Here is a 21355-nt window from a genome sequence, read left to right as displayed (position 1 = left end):
CCCATTTACTGGGTGCACGTGGGCGCTTTCATTGTCCGATAACTGAAACAGAACAAGGCTGCGCAACGGTTTTCAGCCGCTTTTTGAGCATAGTGTAGCGCCGAAACAACATGTGCCATTAACGGATTCGACTGAGCCGCCGAACGCTCGCTCGACGCAAATCAGCAGCTTAAGGCAGGCCCAAACGAACGCTTAGAGTTAACGGCTGGATTGCGCGATTAACGGAAAGTTGCCGGTCCGCCGCGGTCGCGTGTCCCTAGCAAAGGGGTTCGCGGAGCTAAGAAAGCAACGCTCTCGGTCGAAACGCGGGTTTCAGCGATGAATGGGAATGGTGCCCAGGGCGGGATCGAACCACCGACACCGTGATTTTCAGTCACGTGCTCTACCAACTGAGCTACCTGGGCTCTCGGGCCGGGCAGATCGCCCGCTCCAAGCCTGTCCCGAGCGACGCCGCAAAGCGACGTCGAGGGGCGCCGCGCTCACTAACCGCCGCTATCTTCGCTGTCCACCCCAGCATCGGCTTTCGGACCCGGAATCCGATAGCCTTCGTCGAGCCAGCGCAACAGGTCGCGGTCCTTGCACCCGCGCGAACAGAACGGAGCGTGCTCGGCCGACGGCTTTTTCCGGCAAACGGGCAGGACTTGGTATCAAGCGTTGTGCGCATAGGCCCCATGGATGGGGAGCGACGGGTCGCTCCGCAAGGTGGCCGGGCCGCCCACCTGCCGCGAGAGGTCTTCCAGCCACGCTGGATTGCGTTCGAGGACGGCCGAGACGGACGGATGAGCAACGAGAACTGTGGCGCCCGACACGGACATTGCGGCGTTCCGAAGCAAGCTGCGAGCCTCGAACGACGGTCGGTCAGACGCGAGTTCGAACAGAGACGCGCGCGCGCGCGGACGCACGATCTGTATGAATCCGAATCCGTTCATTGCCGTTCGCTCGAATGGCTGCGGCAGGGTCGCGTCGATGGCGGCCCCGACAGCCTGCCGTTGCTCCTTTCCGGAAATGGTCGGGAGGTCGATTCCGATCGATCCGCCTACCGCATGCCGCAGTATAGTCCGCGCGGCGACCTTTGCGGCCTTCAACGCGAGCTCGGCAGGGGCAAGGCGTCCGTCGACATCGATCAACGTCATCGCGGGGTCAGCGAAAGGCGAAGCTCACCGCCCTCGAAACGAACGATCCCGCTCCGCGCTTCTTCGAGTACGTCGGACCATCCCGCCTGCTCCAGCCGATCAATTGGAGCTGGGAACGGCAGGATCTCCGCCTCAAGTGCATTCGAGACGCCCTCCGCCCGTTCCGCTATGCGGGCGAACGGCCGCTTCCACGGTTCGGCGCCCGGAATCGTCTCCCGCGTCACTTCGATCCGGATCGCGGCGCCTTGAGTCACTCCGGGTGCGCCCCTGGGAAGCAAGTACTGCTGGCCGCCGGCATCAGCGAGCGCCGGTATACCGACCTCGATCAGCCTGCCGTCCAGGACCGTCCCGGCCGCGACCGTGCCTTCAAGCAGGATGCGCGCTTCGACGATCTCGCCATCCACGATCCGAGCGAAGCGGATCTCGCCGATCCCGCGCTCGCAGATCCAGTCAGGCAAGCGGATAGCCCGCCGACTTCAGCAGCAGGCGCGTTTCCGCCAGCGGCAGGCCGACGACGTTCGAGTAGCTGCCTGCGATCTGCCGGACGTAGACCTCGCCATAGCCCTGGAGTGCGTAGCCGCCGGCCTTTCCCCGCCATTCGCCATGACCGGCGTAATAGTCGATCTCCTCATCGGACAGGCGCTTCATGGCGATCATCGTCTCTCCGAGCCGCGTTCGGATTGCGTGACCGGGAGCGGCGAGCGCGACCCCGGTGAGGACGCGGTGGCGGCGACCGGATAGTAGCTTCATACAGGCGCGTAGTGTCGCTTCGTCCTCGACCTTGGGGAGGATCCGCCGCCCGACGGCAACAACGGTGTCGGCGGCGAGGACCAGCGCGTCGGGACGGCTTGCGGCAACCGCTTCCGCTTTCTCGACCGCCAGGCGAAGCGCGTGCTCACGTGGCAGCTCTCCGGCCGGAACACGTTCGTCGATATCTGGGGCGCCACTTCATCAGGCACGACGCCGATGCGCGCCAGCAGGTCGAGCCGACGCGGGCTTGCGGAAGCGAGGACCAGGCGCATGCCGCCCTACGGGCGGGGTGGTGGCCCGCTGCGGCCTGGCATGAACCGATAGGTGATCCGGCCCTTGGTCAGGTCGTAGGGAGTCATCTCGACGAGGACTTCGTCTCCGGTCAGCACACGAATCCGGTTCTTGCGCATCTTGCCGGCGGTATGGCCGAGGATCTCATGGCCGTTCTCGAGCCGCACGCGAAACATCGCATTGGGCAGCAATTCCACAACCTGCCCCCGCATCTCGAGCAATTCTTCCTTGGCCAAGCGTTCTCTCTTCCTTCGGCTAAAAGTCGCGTGGCCTTACAAGCGCGCTGCCTAAAATGAAAGGCGCGTCCCCTGGATAGGCTCAAGCAGGATTATGCTTGTCGAGAAAGGCCTTCATCCGTTTCAGGAATTCCAGGCGATCCTCGGCCCTGCTGAAATGGTGATCGCCCTTCTTCTGCTCAAGATATTCGTACGGCTTTCTGTAGCTCGCTGACCAGCATCCGAGACTGCTTCACCGGAACGCGCTTGTCCTCGACCCCGTGCGCGATCAGGATCGGCGCGCCGAAGCTTGCCGCATGATATCTGGGCGAAACAGCATCGAGGTCGGCGGCCCTGGCCTTCCAATATTCGACCATGCCCTTCCCCATCATGCTCCGGTCGTACTTGAGCATGACGTTGAGGTCCGAGACGCCTGCATAGGACACGGCGCAGCGGTAGCGGGAGCCATCGCGCTGCGCTCCGCGCATGGCCGCATACCCACCGTAGGACGCGCCGATAATGCACACGCGCTTCGGATCGACCACCCCTGCGCCGCGAGCCAATCGATTCCGTCGATCAGGTCATCTTGCATTTTCAGGCCCCATTCGCCCCGTCCGCGGTCGACGAATTCGGTCCCGTACCCACTCGATCCGCGGTAATTCGGCTGGATCACGACGTAGCCAAGCTCCGCCAGATACTGGGCCCACCAGTCATATTCCTCGCTGTCTCGCGCCTCGGGCCCCCGTGCGGCATCATGATGAGCGGCAGGTTCTTCGCCTCGCGGCCGCGTGGGAGCGTGAGGACGGCCTCGATCGGCACCCCGTCCCGCGCCTTGTATTGAACTGTCGAAACGGCGGAGAGATTTCGGTCCTTGAGCACCGAGTTGTTCCAGCCGATCCGCTGCATCGTCGCGCCGTTGGTATCCCAGTAATAGAGACCGCCGGCTTGTGACGGCTTGCCCACCTCGACCAGCAGTTGCTTGCGGTTGCGGCTCCAGGAGACAATCCGGGCATTTCCGCTGCCCAGCGTCTGGTCGAGCCCCTTCTGGATGTCCTTCAAGTCTTCGTCGAGCCATTCGATCCGAGAGCGTTTGCCGACGACCCGGAAACCCGCAGCGTCGTTGAGTGCGACGTTGAGGATGACGGCGTCCACGTCATACTTGGGATCGCCGAACAGCTTCTTGCCGAGAGTGAAACTGGGCAGCGAGAGCTCGTAGACGCTGTCCCGTCCATCACTGTCGTCGATCGCGATGGCATTGCCGTCGGCTCGATAGGCCACGGGCAGGGGCACGGATGCTTCCTGGCGCTTGGCAAAGGAAATCTTCTGGAAGTTGCCGCCATCGGGACCGCGATAATAGATTCCGGCGCGCTTACCGTCGCGCCAGATGATCCCATAGCGAACCATTCCTGACGGATCGGCGTCCCACTCCCAGACGTCGTCCATCGCCCGCGTGACCATCTTTCCCTTGCCGGTCGAAACATCGACGTCCCAGACGCTCGGCTGCCATTCCATCGGAGTCTCGATGCCTGTCTCCTTGGAGAGCAGCACCCTCGGCGAACCGTCCTTGGCGTACCAGATCACGTCGTCGGCCTCGACGCCGTTGCGGAATGGGTCGACCCGCTTGACCGTCTTCATGTCCGCGCTGACGCCGACGATCGCCGTCGCGTAGAAGTCCATGCCGTAAAGGCTGACATTGTCCCCGACACCGACGACCAGCCAGTCGTCGTTGACCCATTGCCACCAGTTGATGTCGGACTTGTCCTCCATCAAGGCGCTCGTCTTGCCGCCGAAGAGGGCTGGACGACCAGATATTGCTGGCCATCGATGGCGATCTTCGCCGCGACCTTCTCACCGTTGGAGAAAGCTCGGGACTCTCAATTCCCGGCAGTGCGGCGAAAACCTCGACAGGAACAGCATCGGGCAACGGCGTCGCGCCGAAGGCTGCAGTGCCGCCGGCAAGCGCCAGCACCCCCAAAAGTACGACCGAACCATGTCACTCCCCCCTGACTTCCGGCGGGCGGAAGCTAACACAGGGCAGTAAAATGGGAAGCAGCCGCTCCTAGACCGTCAAAACGGTCGAGCCAGTTGTCTCGCGGGCCTCAAGCGCGCGGTGCGCATCCGCTGCTTCACGCAAGCTGAAACCCTGGCCGATCTTGAGTTTGACCTTGCCCGAGAGCACCAGGTCGAACAGCTCCGTCGCCGATTGCTCCAGCTCCTCGCGCTTGGCGATGTAATGGTAAAGAGTCGGGCGAGTCAGGAACAACGAACCCTTCTGCGCCAGCAGTCCCGGCGGGATCGGGTCCGGCGGACCTGACGCATTGCCATAGCTGACCATCACCCCGCGCGGATGAAGGCAGTCGAGCGACTTCAGGAAGGTATCCTTGCCCACCGAGTCATAGACGACCGGCAGCTTCTCCCCGCCGGTAAGGCGACCGACCTCCGCGACGAAATCCTGCTCCGTATAGAGGATCGGATGATCGCAGCCGTGCGCGCGGGCGAGCTCGGCCTTGGCCTCGGTCGACACGGTTCCGATCACCGTCGCCCCAGCGCCTTTGCCCACTGGCACATGATCAGCCCGACGCCGCCAGCCGCAGCGTGGACGAGGATCGTATCGCCCGGCTCGACACGATGGACGGCGCGCAGCAGCATGCGGACCGTCATGCCCTGCAGCATCATCGCCGCCGCACTCTCGAAGTCGATCGCGTCCGGAAGCCTCACGAGGCGGTCCGCATCGATCAGCCGCGCTTCCGAGTAGCTGCCGACGGGACCGGCGTAAGCGACGCGATCGCCGATCCGGACTCCGGCCACGCCCTCTCCGGCCGCCTCGACTGTGCCGGCACCCTCGACGCCGGGCGTGAATGGAAGCGGCTGAGGATAGAGTCCGGTGCGGTGATAGACGTCGATGTAGTTTAGTCCGACCGCTTCGTGCCGAACACGGACCTGGCCGGGCCGGGATCGCCGACTTCGATCTCCTCCCAGTTGAGAACCTCGGGGCCGCCAGTTTTGTGGATTCGGATTGCCTGCGCCATCGACGGCCTCTGCTCTCGGTTATCCGGGATTGAAAGGGGTCAGGCGGGATTATGCTTGGCGAGAAACGCGTCTAGCCGCTGAAGCCAATCGTAGAAGTCGGCGCCGCTGTCGAAATCGTGGCTGCTGCTCTTGTAGAAAACGGACGTGACGTCGGCCTTCGACTTGGTCAGCGCGTCGACCATCGAATGGCTTTGCTTCACAGGAACGCGGGCGTCGTTCTCGCCGTGGCTGATGAAGACCGGGATCTTCACCTTGTCGGCATATTTGATCGGCGAGACCGACCCCAGATCCTTGGCATCGCCTGCGACCTTGGCTCGCCACTCGCGAAAGTAGCGGATCGCCGAGAAGCTCTTGCGGTCATACTTCATCAAGGCATCGAGATCGGACACGCCAGCCCAGCTAACGGCGCAGCGATAGCGGTCCGGGTTGCGAACGGCGCCCCACAGAGCCGCATAGCCACCATAGGACATCCCCATGATGCAGACTCTCTTGGCATCGACCTGGCCGGTCTTCACCAGCCAGTCGACGCCGTCGTCGAGGTCATCCTGCATCTTCTTGCCGAATTCTCCATAGCCTTTGCTCGCGAAGTCCTTCCCGTATCCGGTGGAGCCCCGGAATTGTGGCTGGAGCACCGCGTATCCGCGGTTGGCGAGGAATTGCACAATCGGATCGAACGTCCAGTCATCGCGCGCGAATGGACCGCCGTGGGGAAGGATGATGAGCGGCAGGCTCTTCGCATCGCGACCCTTCGGCGTCGTCAGGTAAGCCCGAATCTTCAAACCGTCGCGTGCCTGATATTGGACAGAGCGGACCTCCGCCATTTGCGACGCATCCATCAAGTATGGCTCCACCACCGGGTGCATTCGCCAGTTGGCGGTATCGAGCAGAAAATAGCGTCCCGGATCCGAAGCTCCACCTGACCAAATCAGGTACCGTTTCTCGTCATCCGACGTATCGACGATCGAGTTGGTTGCGTTCGGCAGAGCCTTGTCGAGCTTCTGTTGAAGCGCCTGCCACTTAGGGTCGATCCACTTCACCCGCGGGCGATCGTCCTGATAGCTGATGCCGTAAATCGTCCCGCTGGTCGGATCGTAACTGACGTCGTCCAGATCGACTTCGGGTTCTCGAAAATGGCCTCGCCGACGGCACCCGTGACGAAGTCGTAGCGGTAGAGACCGAAGCGACCGGTACGTTCGTTGGTCACGATCCAGCCGTTGTTGTTCGGCCCAAACATGACCCGGTCGACCGCGCTGTCGTCGTCCTTGGCAAACTTCCCGCGCGTCTTCTTCAAAGGGTCGCCGGCCTTGTCACGGTACCAGACCGTCCACTTGCGCCCCTCGTAAGCGATTCCCGCTCGAACCACGCCTTCGTCATCGGCATACCAGTCCCAGACGTCGGGCCTCGCCTTCTCGACCAACGTGGCATTGCCGGTCGCGAGATCGACTCGTTTGACCGACGGATAGGAATAGATGTCGTCCTGGCTGGCGACGAGCGCCCAGCTGCCGGTCGGGTCTGCGTAAAGAACGTCGCCCGCGTAGAGGCCGTCGCTCTTCTTATCGACGACCCGTGAGCCGCCGGTATCGGTGTCGATCGCAAGCAGCCGCAGGATCGGAACCGGGACTACACCGTAGATGTAATCCGTCGACAGCACCTGCATCAGCAGGCGCTTGTTCCCGGCCCACTGCAGGGCCGCGACATTGGCAGTGCCGATATCGATGACTTTCGGCTTGGCCTCCGGCTGATCGGCGTCGAGGAGAACGAGCCGTCCACGCCCATTCGTCGTAGCCCGGGCAACGATCCGATGACCGTCGGGCGAAAGCACCGGTTTCCGCATCGCGGGAAGTTGCGCGAACACCGTCGTTGGGAGTTTGGGGACAGCTTGCTCGGCATGCACGGGAGCCGCGCAGGCAATAGTGGCGGCCAGGGCAAGCCCGATCAAACGCATTGAGTCCCCCTCTCAATCCGAGGGCGAACCTAATTCGCATCAATAAAAAGAAAAGCCCCGCCGCGGCAGTGCCGGCGGGCCAATCTTTCGATGCCGTCGGGATCAGCCGATAGCGCCATGTCCAGCAAGCGCCGCAAGCAGAAGCAGAGCGACGATGTTGGTGATCTTGATCATCGGGTTCACGGCGGGCCGGCGGTGTCCTTGTAGGGATCGCCAACGGTGTCGCCGGTCACGGCGGCCTTGTGGGCTTCAGAGCCCTTGCCGCCGTAGTTTCCGTCCTCGATGTACTTCTTGGCGTTGTCCCATGCGCCGCCGCCCGAGGTCATCGAGATGGCGACAAACAGGCCGGAGACGATCACGCCAATCAGCAGTGCGCCAAGCGCCGCATAGCCGTTCTCCGGACCCGCAACGGCGCGGATCAGGAAGAAGACCACGATCGGTGCGAACACCGGGAGCAGCGACGGAATGATCATTTCCTTGATCGCCGCACGGGTCACGAGGTCCACGGTCCGCGCGTAGTTCGGACGGGACTCGCCCTTCATGATGCCCGGATTGTCGCGGAACTGCTCACGGACTTCCTCAACCACCGCGCCGCCTGCACGTCCGACGGCCGTCATGCCCATCGCGCCGAACAGGTACGGCAGCAGCGCTCCAAGGAGCAGGCCGACGATCACGTACGGATTGGCGAGCGTGAAGTTGATGTTCTCGTACGCCACGCCGAGGTCGCCCGCGAATGTGCGGAGATCGGTCGTGTATGCCGCGAACAGCACCAGCGCGCCGAGGCCCGCCGAACCGATCGCATAACCCTTGGTCACGGCCTTGGTCGTGTTGCCGACCGCGTCGAGGGCATCGGTGCGGTTGCGTACGTCGTCCTCGAGGCCCGACATTTCCGCAATTCCGCCGGCGTTGTCTGTGACTGGTCCGTACGCGTCCAGCGCAACGACCATGCCGGCCAGGGCAAGCATGGCGGTCGCCGCAAAGGCGATGCCGATCAGGCCTGCGAGCTGGTACGAAACGATGATGCCGATGCAGATGACAAGCGTCGGCAGCGCAGTCGATTCAAGGCTGATGGCCAGGCCCTGGATGACGTTGGTGCCGTGGCCGGTCTGGGACGACTTGGCGATGCTCTTCACCGGCCGATAGCTCGTGCCGGTGTAATATTCGGTGATCCACACGAGCAGGCCCGTGACCGCGAGGCCGACGAGCATCGAGTAGAACAGGTCCCAACCGGTGAAAGCGCCGCTGAATTCACCAACGCCTGCCTGTGCGCCGATATCGAGCCCGGCGGGTTCGCCCCCGACAGGAGCGTTGAGGTCGCCGAGCACCAACTGCGTGACGAAGTAGATCGCCGGGACCGACAGGATCGCCGTGATCCAGAAGCCCTTGTACAGCGCGCCCATGATCGAGCCGCTCTTGCCGAGACGAACGAAGTAAGTGCCGATGATCGACGTGATGATGCACACGCCGCCAATCAGAAGCGGGAGCGTCATCAGGCTGCCGATGCGGTCACCCGCGCCCTGGATCAGAAGCGCGATGAGAACCATCGTTGCACCGACAGTGACGACGTAGGTTTCGAACAAGTCGGCGGCCATGCCGGCGCAGTCGCCGACGTTGTCACCGACGTTGTCGGCGATCACGGCGGGGTTGCGAGGATCGTCCTCGGGAATTCCTGCTTCCACCTTGCCGACCAGGTCGGCTCCGACGTCTGCGGCCTTGGTGAAGATGCCGCCGCCGAGACGCGCGAAGATCGAGATCAGCGAAGCGCCGAACGCGAGCGCAACAAGCGCGTCGGTCACGTGACGGTCGTTGGGAGCGATGTGCTGAACGTCAACGAGAACGTAAAAGAAGGCTGAAATCGCAAGCAGAGCGAGCCCGGCAACAAGCATGCCGGTGATGGCGCCGGAGCGGAACGCGATCGTCAAACCGCCCTGCAGGCTGCTTCGCGCCGCTTCAGCTGTACGCACGTTGGCCCGGACGGAAATGTTCATGCCGATGAACCCGGCGGCGCCCGACAGGACGGCGCCAAGAACGAAGCCGGCGGCCTGGGTCAGTCCAAGGAACACGCCCACGAGCACGGCGACAACGACGCCGACGATACCGATCGTCGTATACTGACGGCGAAGGTAGGCCGAAGCGCCTTCCTGAATGGCGCCAGCGACTTCGATCATGCGCTGGTTGCCGGCCGGCGCACCAAGCACCTGGCGGCTCGTGAAGAGACCGTAAAGCACGGCGATGAAGCCGCACCCGATCGCGATAAGAATGAGGTTCATCGAAAATTCTTCCCCGTTTTCGCGGCTATGCCGAACCCCCTGCAGGACACAGGCGGCGAACGGGGCAGGTGTTTATGGAGCGAATCCGCGGCTGGCAACCGCGTTCGGTCTGGATGCTAGTGAAGCAGCAGTGCGGTGAAGGCGCCGGACAGCAAACCGCTAGCTGCGATCAGCCATTGGCGCAGAGGAATTGCTGCGATGTTCATGGCCTAAATGCTCCGGCAAAGGGACCGGGGATTCGCCGCTGGAAAGCGCAAGACGCGGCCCTTCAGCGACGAGGCACCCGATGCGCGCAATCGTCGTTCCTGAAGGTAAAGAAAGTCTTAAGGGATCGATGTCCGCCGGGATCGCCGCGAGGAGCGCGTAGTCGTCACCGCCGGTCGCTGCGAACAGGCGTGCGGTGAGGTCGCCGCTCCGTTCCGCGATGAACGCCCTGGACAGCGGGATCGCATCGATATCGATTTCCGCACTGAGTCCGCTTGCCTCAGCCATCCTCATCGCGTCGAGCAGCAGGCCATCGGAAACGTCCATCATCGCGTTGGCTAACGGCGCCAAGGCCTGGCCAAGCGCGATCAATGGAACGGGGCGACGATAGACGTCCACCAACGGCCCGGTCGAAGCCGGATCGAGGCGCAGCAATTCGAGGCCCGCCGCCGAATCTCCCAATGTTCCGATCGCCCACAAGACATCGCCTGCCTTGCCTCCCGACCGCAACGGGACCCGCTCACCCGCGCGGCCAATTGCAGTGAGTCCGAACACCCTCGGCGCACCCGGCGGGAGCGCGATCGTGTCGCCGCCGAGCAAAGGCAGGCCGTAGCTTTCGCAAGCGGCCTCGACACCGTCGAGGAAGCTCATGTCCCACGCATCGTCTCCCGACAGGGCCAACGACAGAAGCGCGCCAGCGGGAGTGGCGCCCTTCCCGGCGAGGTCGGACAGGTTCACCGCGACCAGCTTCCAACCCACGCTTGCCGCCGTGTCCGTCGACAGGAAATGAACGCCCTCGGCAATGCTGTCATGGGTCAGGACGAGGCCGTCGAGGACTGCCGTGTCGTCCTTCAGGCCAAGCGCGGCGGGACTGGTTGCAATCCGCCGCAGCCGCTGGATCGCCTGGGCTTCACGCACTTGCGCTTACTCCGCGCGAGCGGGCCGTGCCTGCTTGGCCACCGCATCCAGCAGCCCGTTAACGAAGCCGCTCTCGCGCTTGTCGTAAAAGGCATGGGCGACATCAACGTACTCGGAGATGACCGAGCCGACCGGCACGTCGCTCCTCGCCAGCAACTCATAGGTTCCGGCTCGCAGGATCGCTCGCATCGGACGGTCGAGCCGCTCAAGGCTCCAGCCCTCAGCCAGCTTGCCGGCGATGACCTGGTCGATTTCCTCGCGCCGTGCATCGGCACCGCTGACGACATCGTCGAAGAAGCTCTGCTCCGCCTCGAAATATTCCGCGTCCTCGATGGTGGCACCAAGGCGATGATCGTGGAATTCGCGCAGCAGCCGCGCGATTGGGGTACCCTCCATCTCCTGCTGGTACAGGGCCTGCACGGCGGCAAGGCGCGCAGCGGAGCGCGAACGGGATCGAGCGGTCGTATTCATTTCTTGCGCTTAGCGGTGCTGGCTCAGGCGAGAAAGTCCCGAAGCGCGGCCGCCACCTGCTCGCTTGCTTCCCACGGCGCGAAATGGCCGGTCTCGGGAGCTTCACGACCCGCAGGTCGTCGACGAGGTCATCGAGCCCCTCGAGCTGCAGCGGAAGCAAAGCCGAGTCTTTCATCCCCCAAATGACCAAGGTCGGAACGTGAATCTTCGGAAACGCGCGGAGCAGGAAATCCGGCACCGGCATCGTAGCGTCCGTCGGCGGGATGATCAGCTTGCTGCCCGGTACCAGTTCAGCATCGGCAACATGCCGCCCGGCTGCGACCAATCCGCAATGTACCGCCGCTTCTCTTCCTCCGAAATCAGGCCAAGGTCGGCGTGCTTGGCGAAGCTCTTCTCGAAGAACGCCTCGTTGCCCATCGCTTCGATCGCCTTCTCCGCGCCGGGCGTGCGGAACCAGGTGATGTATTGGGACGCGGCGCGCTGACCGGCATCCTCGATCACGCTCTTCTGGAAGATCAGGGGATGTGGCGCGTTGACGATCGCGAGCTTGGTCAGCCGCGGGTCGTTGCGCAGAGCCGCGGGCCAGGAGATTGCCCCACCCCAGTCGTGACCGACGAGCGCAAAGCTCTCCAGCCCACCGTCTCGGCAAGGGCGAAGATGTCGTCGACCAGCTTGTCGGTCGCATAATCGCTTGCGTCCATTGGCCGGTCGGACCCGGCGAACCCGCGTTGGTCCGGCATGATCAGCCGGAATGTGTCTTCCAGCCGTGGCGCGACCTCGCGCCAGGTCCGGTGCGATTCCGGGAAGCCGTGAAGCAGAATGACCGCCGGCGCGTCCTCCGGACCCGCGAAAGCGACGTTGAGCGTCACGCCCGTGGACAGGCCGACCCGCCGAATCTCCGTCACGGATAGCTGACCGTCAGCGGCACCTCGGGCAACGGAATGAACTCGTCGTGGTCGTCGGGCGGAAGCGCGAACTCGCCTGCTCGCCAGGCCCGCTTGGCTTCGTTGATCCGGTCGCGACGCGAGGAAACGAAGTTCCACCAGACGTGGCGCTCACCGTCCATCGGCGCGCCACCGCACAGCATCAGCCGCGCGCCGCCTTGCGACGTCAGCAGCGGAAGAATGCCTGGTCGCAGCAGGGTCATATACCGTTGCGAAAGCGGCTCTCCGTCGATCGTCGCGTCGCCTTCGATCAGGTACAGTCCGCGCTCGTCCGCCGGGTGATCGATCATCAGCGCCGCGCCCGGGGACATAGTGATCGCGGCGTAAATCGTCGGCGAATGCTGGGTCACCGGAGACGCAAGGCCGAAGCCCTCGCCCATGATCAGCTGCAGGCGGACGCCATCGCCCTCCGCGACCGGCAGCGCCCCTGCGGCGGTATGTTCGAAACCCGGGTCCACTTCTTCCTTCGCCTGCGGGAGCGCCAGCCAGGTCTGGATCCCGTCGAGCGAAGGTCCGGCGGCCCGCTCCTCGGCCGGCGACCGCTCGGAATGCGAGATTCCGCGTCCGGCTGTCATCAGGTTCACGGCGCCCGGCTCGATCCGCTGAAACGTGCCGAGGCTGTCGCGGTGATCGATCGCGCCGGCGAAGAGATAGGTCACCGTTGCCAGGTTGATGTGCGGGTGTGGACGAACGTCGATGCCGTCCCCGACGCCGAGCCGTGCGGGGCCCATCTGGTCGAAGAAGATAAAGGGCCCGACCATCGTCCGCTGCTTGCTCGGAAGCGTCCGGTGGACCTTGAATCCGCCCAGGTCGTGGGTGACCGGGGCAATCGTCGCCGCAATGGCTGAATCGAGCGTGTCGTCCATGCCTCCCGCCCTACGCTTCCAAGCCGTCGCGGAGAAGTCCCGCGCAACTTTGCAAGTCATTTCATACCCTTAACGATTGTTCATGTGGCCTTCAGGCGGCCACGGCTTAGACCCACGCTGCTTGGGGGCGACAGGCGGCGGCCGCCGCTTGGCCCTTTCATTCCGTTTGGCTCGTGCCGGGAAACCCCGTTTCCCGGATCGCTGACTCACGTTCGAAAGACACGCCGGGGTTCGTGCGCCGCGGCAAGAAAAAAGGGCAATTTCCGCATGCGTCTTCTTCTTGCAACTACAGGTCTGGGGGCAATCGCAGCCGCAACGGCGGCAGTCCCGGCCAACGCTGAAACGGTCATCTCCACTGCAGTCACGACGCCGCAGTCGACCAGCGCTTCCGGCGACATCCGCATCTCGTCAACCGGTTCGGTCAAGCCAACCAGCGGCATCGGAGTCACACTCAACAGCAACAATTACGTGCGCAACGAAGGCACGATCCAGATCACTGGCGCCAACAATAGCGCAGGTATCGTCGCCAACCCGAGCGTGACTGGTGAAATCACCAACAGCGGCTCGATCACCATCGACGAAACGTACACTGCGACCGACACCGACAATGACGGCGACATCGACGGACTGTTCGCACAAGGGTCCGGCCGCTTCGGCATCCATGCGCTTGGCGCCTTCACCGGCAACATCACCAATAGCGGATCGATCACCATCGAAGGCAATCAGTCGGCCGGCATCGCTCTCGACGGCCCGTTGACAGGCAACCTGGTCAGCAGCGGCTCGATCACCATCCTCGGCAACGACAGCTATGGCATCAAGGCTGGGAACGTCAGCGGCAACGTCACCCTTTCGAAGGGTACGATCACGGTCCAGGGCGGCAACAGCGTCGGCGTCGCGCTGAACGGCAATATCGGCGGCGCGCTGGTCATTCAGAACACGATCCAGACCACGGGTTACCGCTACACCACCGTTCCGAACGACACGTCGAAGCTCGATGCCGACGACCTGCTTCAGGGCGGGTCGGCCCTCGTCATTGGCGGCAACGTCGCGGGTGGAATCCTCTTCGACAAGAAGCCCGCCGACAACATCCCCAACAACGATGACGAGGACGCCGACGGCGTTCCCGACGCGCAAGAAACCACCGCGACGATCATTTCGCTCGGAGCGGCGCCGGCGGTCGTCGTCGGATCGTCGACCCAGGCCACGACCATCGGCGCCGTCGCGAATTCGGGCGGGCGCGGGTTCGTCATGAAGGGCTCCGTGACTGCAAACGGCCTCTACAGCGGCGTCGCCGGCAACGGCATCGTGATCGGCGGACTTGGCCAGTCGGTGAACGTCACAGGCGGAATGACCATCTCCGGATCGGTCGGTGCCAGCGCGACCAACGCCAATGCCACCGGCATTCGCATCGGATCCGGAGCGACGGTGCCGGTGATTGAGGTTTCCGGATCGGTCGCGGCGGCTGGCGGCGGCACCGCATCCACCGGTGCAACGGCGATCGCGATCGATGCCGGCGCCAACGTCAGCACGATCAAAAACAGCGGCGCGATCCTTGCCGGCCGTGGCGGATCGGACGGAACGGCAACCGCGATCATCGATAATGCAGGCACCGTCTCGCTGATCGAAAACAGCGGCGCGATCAGCGTCGGCAATGCGGCGACGCTCGGCGACAAGGCAATCGCCTTCGATCTTCGAGCGAATGGTTCCGGCGTGACGGTCCGTCAGCTCGCCGTCGCGGCCACCGCGTCCGCGCCGACGATCGACGGCACCATGCTGTTCGGAAATGGGAACGACGTCTTCGATATCGCGGACGGCAAGGTCAACGGCACAGCGAAGTTCGGCGCCGGCAATAATCAGCTGCTGCTGTCGGGCGATGCGGTCATGAACGGGCGGTCGATTTTGGCGCAGGCTCCGACACGCTCCAGCTGAGCGGAACGTCGGCCTTCAACGGCAACGTGAATTTCGGTGGCGGTGCCGATACTCTGACCCTCACCGGCACGTCGATCTTCACCGGTCAGCTCAGCGGAAGCGCTGGTCTCGCGGTAAATCTCGGCGCGGGCACCAAGCTGCAGGCGACGAACCTCGGGACCGTCGGTCTGGCATCGCTGACGACCGGTGCAGGCTCAGGGATCGGGGTGACGATCGATTCCTCCACCACCAATCGACCCTCTACAACATCACGGGAGCAGCAAACTTCGGCGCGGGCACGTCCCTCGACGTCAAGCTTCTGTCGCTCGGCGGCGTCGCGGGGACATACAAGGTTATCCAGGCAGGCACGCTGACCGGCGCGGGCAATCTGGTGACTTCGGTCAACTCGATCCCGTTCCTCTTCGACAGCAGCCTGGTCACGACGACGCCCAACGAAGTGTCAGTGACCATCCGCCAGAAGACTGCGAGCGAGCTCGGCCTCAATGCGTCGGAAGGTTCGGTGCTCAACGCCGTCCTTGGCGCAGCGGACTCTGATCAGGGCGTCGCCGGCGTCTTCCTCGGAGCGAGCAACAGCACCGAGCTTCGGACGTCGCTTCAACAGATGTTGCCCGATCACAGCGGCGGTGCATTCGAGACCGCGACCAAGGGCTCGCGCCTGACCAACAAGATCTTCACCGACCCCGAAGCGCCTGTCATTCAGCGCGGCGCACTCGGCTTTTGGCTGCAGCAGGTTGCCTGGGGCAGCAGCAAGTCGATCGGCGCCACGTCGTCCTACGATGTCAGCGGCTGGGGCGCATCGGGCGGAGTCGAGACGAGCCTTGGGTCATTCGGGAACGTCGGAGGATCGCTCGCTTACCTTGCCGGGAGGGACAAGCGCGACGTTGCCAATGACGAGCTGGTCAGCAGCCAGTACGAAGGCGGCGTCTACTGGCGCGGCACCTGGGGCCCGATCCGAGCCTATGCGCGCGGCACGCTCGGCAGGCTGGACTTCGACGGGACGCGGTTCTTCAGCGGTGTGGTAAATGGCCAGACCGTCACACGTGAAGCGCAGGGCGAGTGGAAGGGCACCCTCTACTCGGTCGCAGCCGGCGTCTCCTACGACGCCCGGTTCGGCAATTTCTCGATCCGCCCAACCGCAACGATCGAGCATTTTTCGCTGAGCGAGAAGGGCTACACCGAGACCGGCGGCGGAACCGCGTTCGACCTGATCGTGGACAGCCGAAAGAGCGACGAGACCGCGGCCAGCGGAACCGTGGCGCTGGGCTATGAGATCGTCCGGGCGCGTGAAGCCGGCGACGGCTTCCTCCGTGTCGAGCTGGAAGGCGGGCATCGCCAGATCCTGAGCGGCAAGCTCGGCGCGACCACCGCTCACTTTGCCAATGGCACGCCGTTTACGCTGACTCCGGAAGATCGGACCAGCGGCTGGCTGGCCGGCTTCAGGCTGACGGGCGGCGGCGACGGACTGGCGGTCACCGGCGAACTCAACGCCGAGGACCAGCAGGACAAGGTCTCGCTTGGCGGCCGGCTCGGGCTTCAGTTCAGCTTCTAGCCTTCGTCAAGCCTCACCGGGTGCGCGCGCTCTGATCTGGAGCGCGTGCACCCGTTCCCGCATCAGGTCGCCAAGCGCCTTGTAGACCAGCCGCTGCCGATCGACCCGTGACTTGCCGGCGAAGGCGGCGCTTTCGATCTCAAGCGAGAAGTGGCTTTCGCCCGCGGCATTGTAGCCGCCGTGCCCGCGATGCTTCTCGCTGTAGTCGGTGAGCTGGATGAAAGTCGGCGAAAGCGCCGAATTGAGCCGCGCCAGCATTTCAGTTGCGACGGGTCCGGTAGCGGTCGTGTCCATCGCTCCTATATATGACGGCTGATCGAACGAGGAAGTGAGTGGCGTCCAATCATCCCAGAATGCATGGCCGGGTCGAAGGCGCGAGGGACCGTTGCGCGGTTCCCGGATGCGACCAGCCAGGCGAATTCAAGGCTCCGCTGCAAGCGGCCAATTTCGACGGTCCGGGACCTGGCGGTTCCTGTGCCTCGAGCACGTGCGCATGCACAACGCCAAGTACAATTACTTCGACGGGATGAGCGCCGAGGAGATCGCCGAGGCGCAGACGCCGTATGCGGGATGGGAACGCGCGACGAGGGCCTTCGCGCATGCCGGTTCCGATCCGGCGCCGTCGTGGAGCGATTTCGCGGACCCTCTCGACGCCATTTCGGGGCGATTCCGCCGGTCGCAGCCCCAAGCGGCGTCACGTTTCACGAAAGGCGAGCAGCGGGCCCTGTCCGTGCTCGGCCTTGGCGAGGACGCCGATCTGAAGTCGGTTCGAAGCCGCTATTCGAGGCTGGTCCGCCGCTTCCATCCGGATCGCAATGGCGGCGACCGAAGCCACGAAGCGCGGCTCGGCGAGGTGATTGAGGCTTACCAGCTTCTACGCAAGTCCGTAGCCTTCGCCTGACTCTTTCCAAGGCTCGGCCGCTCGCCCATTAAGCGGCGATGGCCGAAGACCCGAGTGCCCTCCAGAGACAGGAAAAATTCGCCGGCCTGCTGCTGATCGCGGCGGCGGCGGTGGCGCTGGTCCTCGCCAATTCCGGCGCAAGCCATGCGTATCATGCCGTCCTCGATGCGAAGGTCGGGCCGCCGATGCCGCACGTCGGCGTGATGTCGGTGCACCATTGGATATCAGACGGGCTAATGGCGATTTTCTTCCTGCTCGTCGGGCTGGAGGTGAAGCGCGAGTGGTACGATGGCCGCCTGGCTACCGCTGCGCAAAGGCGTCTCCCCTTTGTTGCCGCGGCAGCGGGCATGGCGGTTCCGGCTCTCATCTACCTCTTGGTCACCGGCTTCGAGCCGGCGCTGATGCGCGGGTGGGCGATCCCGTCCGCAACCGACATCGCCTTTGCCGTTGGCGCCCTTGCCTTGCTGGGCGCCCGGGCCAATCCAGCGGTCAAGCTGTTGCTCGTCACCATCGCCGTCGTCGACGACATTGGCGCCGTGATCATCATCGCCCTCGTCTACACCGCTGACCTGAGCGCGATCGCAATCGGCACCGAGGCGGTTATCCTCGCAGGCATGGCCGCCATGAACCTGTTCGGCGTGCGCAGGCTCTGGCCCTACCTGATCGGCTTCGCGCTGCTGTGGTATTTCATGCTTGCGTCGGGAATTCACGCGACGGTCGCAGGCGTGCTCGCGGCTCTTACAATACCGCTTGGCAGAGGCGAAAAGCGATCGCCGCTCAAGCGCCTCGAGCATGGGCTGCATCCATGGGTGATGTTCGGGATCATGCCGCTGTTCGGACTGGCCAGCGCGGGTGTAGCCCTGCGCGGCGTCGACCTTGCTAACCCGGTTCTGATCGGAATCGCCGCAGGCCTGTTCCTCGGCAAGCAGATTGGTGTGTTCGGCGCGATCTGGATCACGATCAAGGCGGGCGCCGCCTCGAAGCCGGATCATGCCCGCTGGTCCGAGCTCTACGGGCCTCGGTACTCTGCGGCATCGGCTTCACGATGAGCCTTTTTATCGGCGCCCTCGCCTTCCCGTCGTCGCCTGCGGAGGTCGAGGCAGCGAAGATCGGAACGCTGACCGGATCGCTCTTGTCGGCCCTGCTCGGCTACGCCGTGCTGCATTTCACCGCCCATCAGGCGGCCGACGAAGCGGAGTCCTCCGAAGCCCGGGAGATCTTCGGCGGCGACCAGCCGGAGGACGAACAATGAGATGCATCTGGGACGATCGGCAACGCGCGCATGTCCCGACAGGGGAGTTCTTCAACGGCGCCGTCTATCCGGCCGCGGAACACGAAGGACGGGTGACCGCAATTCTGGGACCCATCGGTTCAACCCGCGCGCCAGCGGATTTCGGTCTCGATCCGATCCTGCGGGTCCATTCCGTCGACTATGTCGACTTCCTGAAGTCGGCCCATGACCAGTGGCTGCAGGCAGGCCGCGAAGGCGACGCCTTTCCTTACACCTTCCCGGTCGTCCGGCGGCGGCCGCTTCAACTCAGCCGCATCGATGCCCTGCTCGGGCGGTACAGTTTCGACACGTCGACACCGATCGGCCCGGGAACCTGGGAGGCGTCCTATTGGGCGGCGCAAACCGCACTTGCCGCAACCGAGGCAGTGCTCGGCGGCGAGCGTTCGGCCTTCGCCTTTTGCCGCCCGCCGGGTCACCATTGCGGCCGCGATTACCTTGGCGGCTATTCCTACCTCAGCAACGCCGCCATCGCCGCCGAGCATGCGATCGCGGCCGGTGAGGCACGCGTGGCGATCCTCGATGTCGACTATCACCACGGCAATGGCTCGCAGGACATTTTCTACGAGCGATCCGACGTGCTTTACGTCTCGATCCACGCCGATCCGGTGATGGACTATCCGTACTACTGGGGTCACGCCGATGAGACCGGATCGGGTCTTGGCGAAGGCGCCAACCTCAACCTCCCGCTACCGCGAGGAACCGGATGGAGTGGGTACCAGCCCGCGCTCGCCGCCGCGCTTGAACGCATAGCGAGCCACGACCCTGGGCTGCTCGTCGTCTCCTATGGCGCCGACACCTACGAGGAGGATCCGATCAGTCATTTCAAGCTTAAGACCAGTGACTATGCGCCGATGGCGCAACGCATCGCTTCGCTCGGACTGCCCACCGTCATTGTGATGGAGGGCGGCTACGCGGTCGATGCGCTCGGCGACAACGTCGGGGGTTCCTCAGCGGATTCTAGAGCTTCTCGGTCAGTTCCGGGACGATCTTGAAGAGGTCGCCGACGAGACCGATGTCCGCGACCTGGAAGATTGGGCTTCCTCGTCCTTGTTGATGGCGACGATGACCTTCGAATCCTTCATGCCGCGAGGTGCTGGATCGCGCCGGAGATGCCGATCGCGATGTAGACCTCGGGAGCGACGATCTTGCCGGTCTGGCCGACCTGATAGTCGTTCGGGCATAGCCCGCGTCGACCGCCGCGCGGCTGGCGCCGACTCCTGCGCCGAGCTTGTCAGCGAGGGGATCGAGGAGAGCGTGGAACTGCTCCGACGAACCGAATGCACGGCCACCGGAGACGATAATCTTGGCGCTGGTCAGTTCCGGCCGATCGCTCTTCGACTCTTCGACGCCGACGAAGCTGCTGGAGCCGGAATCGCTGCCAGCGTCGACATTCTCGACCGAGCCGCTGCCGCCTTCGCGAGCAGCCTTCTCGAAAGCGGTGCCGCGCACGGTCAGCACTTTCTTGGCGTCCTTCGACCGCACGGTCGCAATCGCATTGCCGGCGTAGATCGGGCGGGTGAAGGTGTTCTCGTCCTCGACCGAAAGCACTTCGGAAATCTGCATCACGTCGAGCAAAGCGGCGACGCGCGGGGCGAGGTTCTTGCCCGTGGTCGTAGCCGGAGTAACGAACGCGTCATGCGTCTCCATGAGCTTTGCGACGACGGGCGCCACGTTCTCGGCGAGGCCGTGGTCTAAATGTGCGCCGTCGGCGACATGCACCTTGCCGACGCCGGCGATCCTGGTCGCTGCTTCTGCTACGGCACCGACATTGCTGCCGGCGACGAGCGCATGGACTTCGCCGAGCTTCGAAGCGGCGGTGACGGCTGCGAGCGTGGCATCCTTGATCTGGCCGCCCTCGTGCTCGACGTAAACGAGCGTCTTCATGCCACCACTCCCAACGTCTTGAGTTTGCCGATCAGCTCGTCCACCGAGCCGACCTTGTCGCCGGCCTGGCGCTTGGCCGGCTCGGCGACCTTCAGCGTTTCGAGGCGGCGCGCAATGTCGACGCCGATTTCTTCGGGCGTCTTCGTCGCCAGCGGCTTCGACTTGGCCTTCATGATGTTCGGCAGCGAGGCGTAACGCGGCTCGTTGAGGCGAAGGTCGGTGGTGATCACCGCCGGAAGCTTCAGCTTGTCGGTTTCGAGACCGCCGTCGACCTCGCGTGTGACGCTGACCTCGCCGCCCGACGGATCGAGCTTCGAAGCGAACGTGCCCTGCGGCCAGCCAAGCAGCGCGGCCAGCATCTGGCCCGTGGCGTTATTGTCGTCGTCGATCGCCTGCTTGCCGAGGATGACCAGCTCCGGCTGCTCTTCGCCGGCAATCTTGGCAATGATCTTGGCGACGCCGAGCGGCTCGACCTCTTCGTCGGTCTGGACGAGGATGGCCCGGTCGGCGCCCATCGCCAGCGCGGTACGGAGCGTTTCCTGCGCCTTGGCCGGACCGATCGACACCGCGACGATTTCTGTCGCGACGCCCTTTTCCTTGAGGCGGATCGCCTCTTCGACGGCAATCTCGTCGAAAGGGTTCATGCTCATCTTGACGTTGGTGAGATCGACGCCCGTGCCGTCCATCTTGACGCGCGGCTTCACGTTGTAGTCGATCACCCGCTTTACGGCGACCAGCACCTTCATCGCTTCACTCTCCCAGAA

Annotated in this window: 19 protein-coding genes, 1 tRNA gene and 7 pseudogenes; 6 read left to right on the top strand and 21 right to left on the bottom strand. The window is 64.0% G+C overall.

All coding sequences use genetic code 11. The features are described 5' to 3' along the window. Nucleotides 1-329 precede the first annotated feature (329 nt). The 18 genes and pseudogenes from H9L15_RS07250 to H9L15_RS07175 form a co-directional block, all read right to left on the bottom strand. Nucleotides 330-404: transfer RNA gene (locus H9L15_RS07250), tRNA-Phe, on the bottom strand. Nucleotides 405-482: 78 nt separating this feature from the next. Continuing rightward, the gene (locus H9L15_RS07245; protein WP_187715830.1) at nucleotides 483-638 is read right to left on the bottom strand and encodes a DNA gyrase inhibitor YacG; all 156 of its coding nucleotides are present in this window, start codon (nucleotides 636-638) and stop codon (nucleotides 483-485) included. 9 nt (nucleotides 639-647) lie between these two features. Continuing rightward, nucleotides 648-1127: a hypothetical protein gene (locus H9L15_RS07240; protein ID WP_187715671.1), complete on the bottom strand. Its 480-nt coding sequence runs from the start codon at nucleotides 1125-1127 to the stop codon at nucleotides 648-650. Between the two features lie 2 nt (nucleotides 1128-1129). Continuing rightward, nucleotides 1130-1591: a hypothetical protein gene (locus H9L15_RS07235; RefSeq protein ID WP_187715670.1), complete on the bottom strand. Its 462-nt coding sequence runs from the start codon at nucleotides 1589-1591 to the stop codon at nucleotides 1130-1132. Next, nucleotides 1584-2155: pseudogene (locus tag H9L15_RS07230) on the bottom strand (Maf family protein). Before H9L15_RS07230 ends, H9L15_RS07235 begins: the two are co-directional and overlap by 8 nt. 6 nt (nucleotides 2156-2161) lie before the next feature. After that, on the bottom strand, nucleotides 2162-2410 hold the full coding sequence (gene infA / locus H9L15_RS07225) for a translation initiation factor IF-1 (RefSeq protein WP_187715669.1): 249 nt from the start codon (nucleotides 2408-2410) through the stop codon (nucleotides 2162-2164). Between the two features lie 179 nt (nucleotides 2411-2589). Further along, nucleotides 2590-3062: pseudogene (locus H9L15_RS07220) on the bottom strand (alpha/beta hydrolase family protein). Continuing rightward, a complete protein-coding gene (locus H9L15_RS17280) occupies nucleotides 3059-4156 on the bottom strand; it encodes an alpha/beta hydrolase family protein (RefSeq protein ID WP_223276587.1) in 1098 nt (365 codons plus the stop codon). The pseudogene H9L15_RS07220 and the gene H9L15_RS17280 overlap by 4 nt, the downstream one beginning before the upstream one ends. A gap of 292 nt (nucleotides 4157-4448) precedes the next feature. Beyond that, the gene (locus tag H9L15_RS19505; RefSeq protein WP_317617618.1) at nucleotides 4449-4925 is read right to left on the bottom strand and encodes a zinc-binding dehydrogenase; all 477 of its coding nucleotides are present in this window, start codon (nucleotides 4923-4925) and stop codon (nucleotides 4449-4451) included. Further along, a complete protein-coding gene (locus H9L15_RS19500; protein WP_398286909.1) occupies nucleotides 4922-5293 on the bottom strand; it encodes an alcohol dehydrogenase catalytic domain-containing protein in 372 nt (123 codons plus the stop codon). Before H9L15_RS19500 ends, H9L15_RS19505 begins: the two co-directional genes overlap by 4 nt. Nucleotides 5294-5457: 164 nt before the next feature. Next, entirely contained in the window at nucleotides 5458-6456 is a 999-nt protein-coding gene (locus tag H9L15_RS07205) for an alpha/beta hydrolase family protein (protein ID WP_187715667.1), read from the bottom strand. Beyond that, on the bottom strand, nucleotides 6453-7364 hold the full coding sequence (locus H9L15_RS07200; RefSeq protein WP_187715666.1) for a hypothetical protein: 912 nt from the start codon (nucleotides 7362-7364) through the stop codon (nucleotides 6453-6455). The genes H9L15_RS07205 and H9L15_RS07200 overlap by 4 nt, the downstream gene beginning before the upstream one ends. A 102-nt stretch (nucleotides 7365-7466) precedes the next feature. Next, nucleotides 7467-9634: pseudogene (locus tag H9L15_RS07195) on the bottom strand (sodium-translocating pyrophosphatase). Nucleotides 9635-9793: 159 nt separating this feature from the next. Continuing rightward, on the bottom strand, nucleotides 9794-10756 hold the full coding sequence (gene thiL / locus H9L15_RS07190; RefSeq protein ID WP_187715665.1) for a thiamine-phosphate kinase: 963 nt from the start codon (nucleotides 10754-10756) through the stop codon (nucleotides 9794-9796). 6 nt (nucleotides 10757-10762) lie between these two features. Then, entirely contained in the window at nucleotides 10763-11227 is a 465-nt protein-coding gene (nusB, locus tag H9L15_RS07185) for a transcription antitermination factor NusB (RefSeq protein ID WP_187715664.1), read from the bottom strand. A 267-nt stretch (nucleotides 11228-11494) separates the two neighbouring features. Beyond that, complete coding sequence (locus tag H9L15_RS19490) at nucleotides 11495-11728, bottom strand: hypothetical protein (RefSeq protein ID WP_317617616.1); 234 nt, start codon at nucleotides 11726-11728, stop codon at nucleotides 11495-11497. An 81-nt stretch (nucleotides 11729-11809) separates the two neighbouring features. Beyond that, nucleotides 11810-12096: pseudogene (locus H9L15_RS19485) on the bottom strand (alpha/beta fold hydrolase); the annotation flags it as partial. A gap of 32 nt (nucleotides 12097-12128) precedes the next feature. Then, nucleotides 12129-13037, bottom strand: a complete 909-nt coding sequence (locus tag H9L15_RS07175; protein WP_187715663.1) for a pirin family protein — start codon at nucleotides 13035-13037, stop codon at nucleotides 12129-12131. 267 nt (nucleotides 13038-13304) lie between these two features. On the opposite strand from H9L15_RS07175, the gene H9L15_RS17275 reads away from it, so the two are divergent. Genes H9L15_RS17275 through H9L15_RS17265 form a run of 3 tightly spaced genes read left to right on the top strand, consistent with a single transcriptional unit; the run spans nucleotide 13305 to nucleotide 16515 of the window. Further along, nucleotides 13305-14966, top strand: a complete 1662-nt coding sequence (locus H9L15_RS17275; protein WP_223276586.1) for a beta strand repeat-containing protein — start codon at nucleotides 13305-13307, stop codon at nucleotides 14964-14966. Nucleotides 14967-14992: 26 nt separating this feature from the next. Beyond that, nucleotides 14993-15319 (top strand): hypothetical protein, encoded by a 327-nt coding sequence (locus H9L15_RS17270; RefSeq protein WP_223276585.1) that lies wholly within the window; start codon nucleotides 14993-14995, stop codon nucleotides 15317-15319. A gap of 17 nt (nucleotides 15320-15336) precedes the next feature. Beyond that, nucleotides 15337-16515: an autotransporter outer membrane beta-barrel domain-containing protein gene (locus tag H9L15_RS17265; RefSeq protein WP_223276584.1), complete on the top strand. Its 1179-nt coding sequence runs from the start codon at nucleotides 15337-15339 to the stop codon at nucleotides 16513-16515. Between the two features lie 6 nt (nucleotides 16516-16521). Here H9L15_RS17265 and H9L15_RS07165 read toward each other — a convergent pair whose 3' ends face one another. Then, nucleotides 16522-16809 carry a BolA family protein gene (locus H9L15_RS07165; protein WP_187715662.1) on the bottom strand — a complete coding sequence of 96 codons (288 nt, stop codon included), beginning with the start codon at nucleotides 16807-16809 and terminating at the stop codon, nucleotides 16522-16524. 59 nt (nucleotides 16810-16868) lie between these two features. On the opposite strand from H9L15_RS07165, the pseudogene H9L15_RS07160 reads away from it, so the two are divergent. From H9L15_RS07160 to H9L15_RS07150, 3 genes and pseudogenes are all read left to right on the top strand, one after another. Then, nucleotides 16869-17416 (top strand): annotated as a pseudogene (locus H9L15_RS07160) (J domain-containing protein). Between the two features lie 38 nt (nucleotides 17417-17454). Then, nucleotides 17455-18668 (top strand): annotated as a pseudogene (nhaA, locus tag H9L15_RS07155) (Na+/H+ antiporter NhaA). Beyond that, the gene (locus tag H9L15_RS07150; protein ID WP_187715661.1) at nucleotides 18665-19699 is read left to right on the top strand and encodes a histone deacetylase family protein; all 1035 of its coding nucleotides are present in this window, start codon (nucleotides 18665-18667) and stop codon (nucleotides 19697-19699) included. The pseudogene nhaA and the gene H9L15_RS07150 overlap by 4 nt, the downstream one beginning before the upstream one ends. Here the strand turns inward: H9L15_RS07150 and H9L15_RS07145 are convergent. Further along, nucleotides 19665-20591, bottom strand: a pseudogene (locus H9L15_RS07145) (electron transfer flavoprotein subunit alpha/FixB family protein). The gene H9L15_RS07150 and the pseudogene H9L15_RS07145 sit on opposite strands and share 35 nt — an antisense overlap. Beyond that, nucleotides 20588-21337: an electron transfer flavoprotein subunit beta/FixA family protein gene (locus tag H9L15_RS07140; RefSeq protein WP_187715660.1), complete on the bottom strand. Its 750-nt coding sequence runs from the start codon at nucleotides 21335-21337 to the stop codon at nucleotides 20588-20590. The pseudogene H9L15_RS07145 and the gene H9L15_RS07140 overlap by 4 nt, the downstream one beginning before the upstream one ends. Nucleotides 21338-21355 lie beyond the last annotated feature (18 nt).

It is taken from the genome of Sphingomonas daechungensis, from assembly GCF_014489495.1.
GTDB classification, from domain to species: Bacteria; Pseudomonadota; Alphaproteobacteria; order Sphingomonadales; family Sphingomonadaceae; genus Sphingomicrobium; species Sphingomicrobium daechungense.
Note: the sequence above shows the minus strand (reverse complement) of the source record. Positions and strands in the feature narration are given on the sequence as shown.

Excerpts from the sequence above, each read along its gene's own strand:
- H9L15_RS17275 (WP_223276586.1), top strand. The coding sequence starts at position 13,305 with ATGCGTCTTCTTCTTGCAACTACAGGTCTGGGGGCAATCGCAGCCGCA.
- H9L15_RS07165 (WP_187715662.1), bottom strand. The coding sequence starts at position 16,809 with ATGGACACGACCGCTACCGGACCCGTCGCAACTGAAATGCTGGCGCGG.
- H9L15_RS07175 (WP_187715663.1), bottom strand. The coding sequence starts at position 13,037 with ATGGACGACACGCTCGATTCAGCCATTGCGGCGACGATTGCCCCGGTC.
- H9L15_RS17280 (WP_223276587.1), bottom strand. The coding sequence starts at position 4,156 with ATGGAGGACAAGTCCGACATCAACTGGTGGCAATGGGTCAACGACGAC.
- nusB (WP_187715664.1), bottom strand. The coding sequence starts at position 11,227 with ATGAATACGACCGCTCGATCCCGTTCGCGCTCCGCTGCGCGCCTTGCC.
- H9L15_RS07150 (WP_187715661.1), top strand. The coding sequence starts at position 18,665 with ATGAGATGCATCTGGGACGATCGGCAACGCGCGCATGTCCCGACAGGG.
- H9L15_RS07140 (WP_187715660.1), bottom strand. The coding sequence starts at position 21,337 with ATGAAGGTGCTGGTCGCCGTAAAGCGGGTGATCGACTACAACGTGAAG.
- H9L15_RS07200 (WP_187715666.1), bottom strand. The coding sequence starts at position 7,364 with ATGCGTTTGATCGGGCTTGCCCTGGCCGCCACTATTGCCTGCGCGGCT.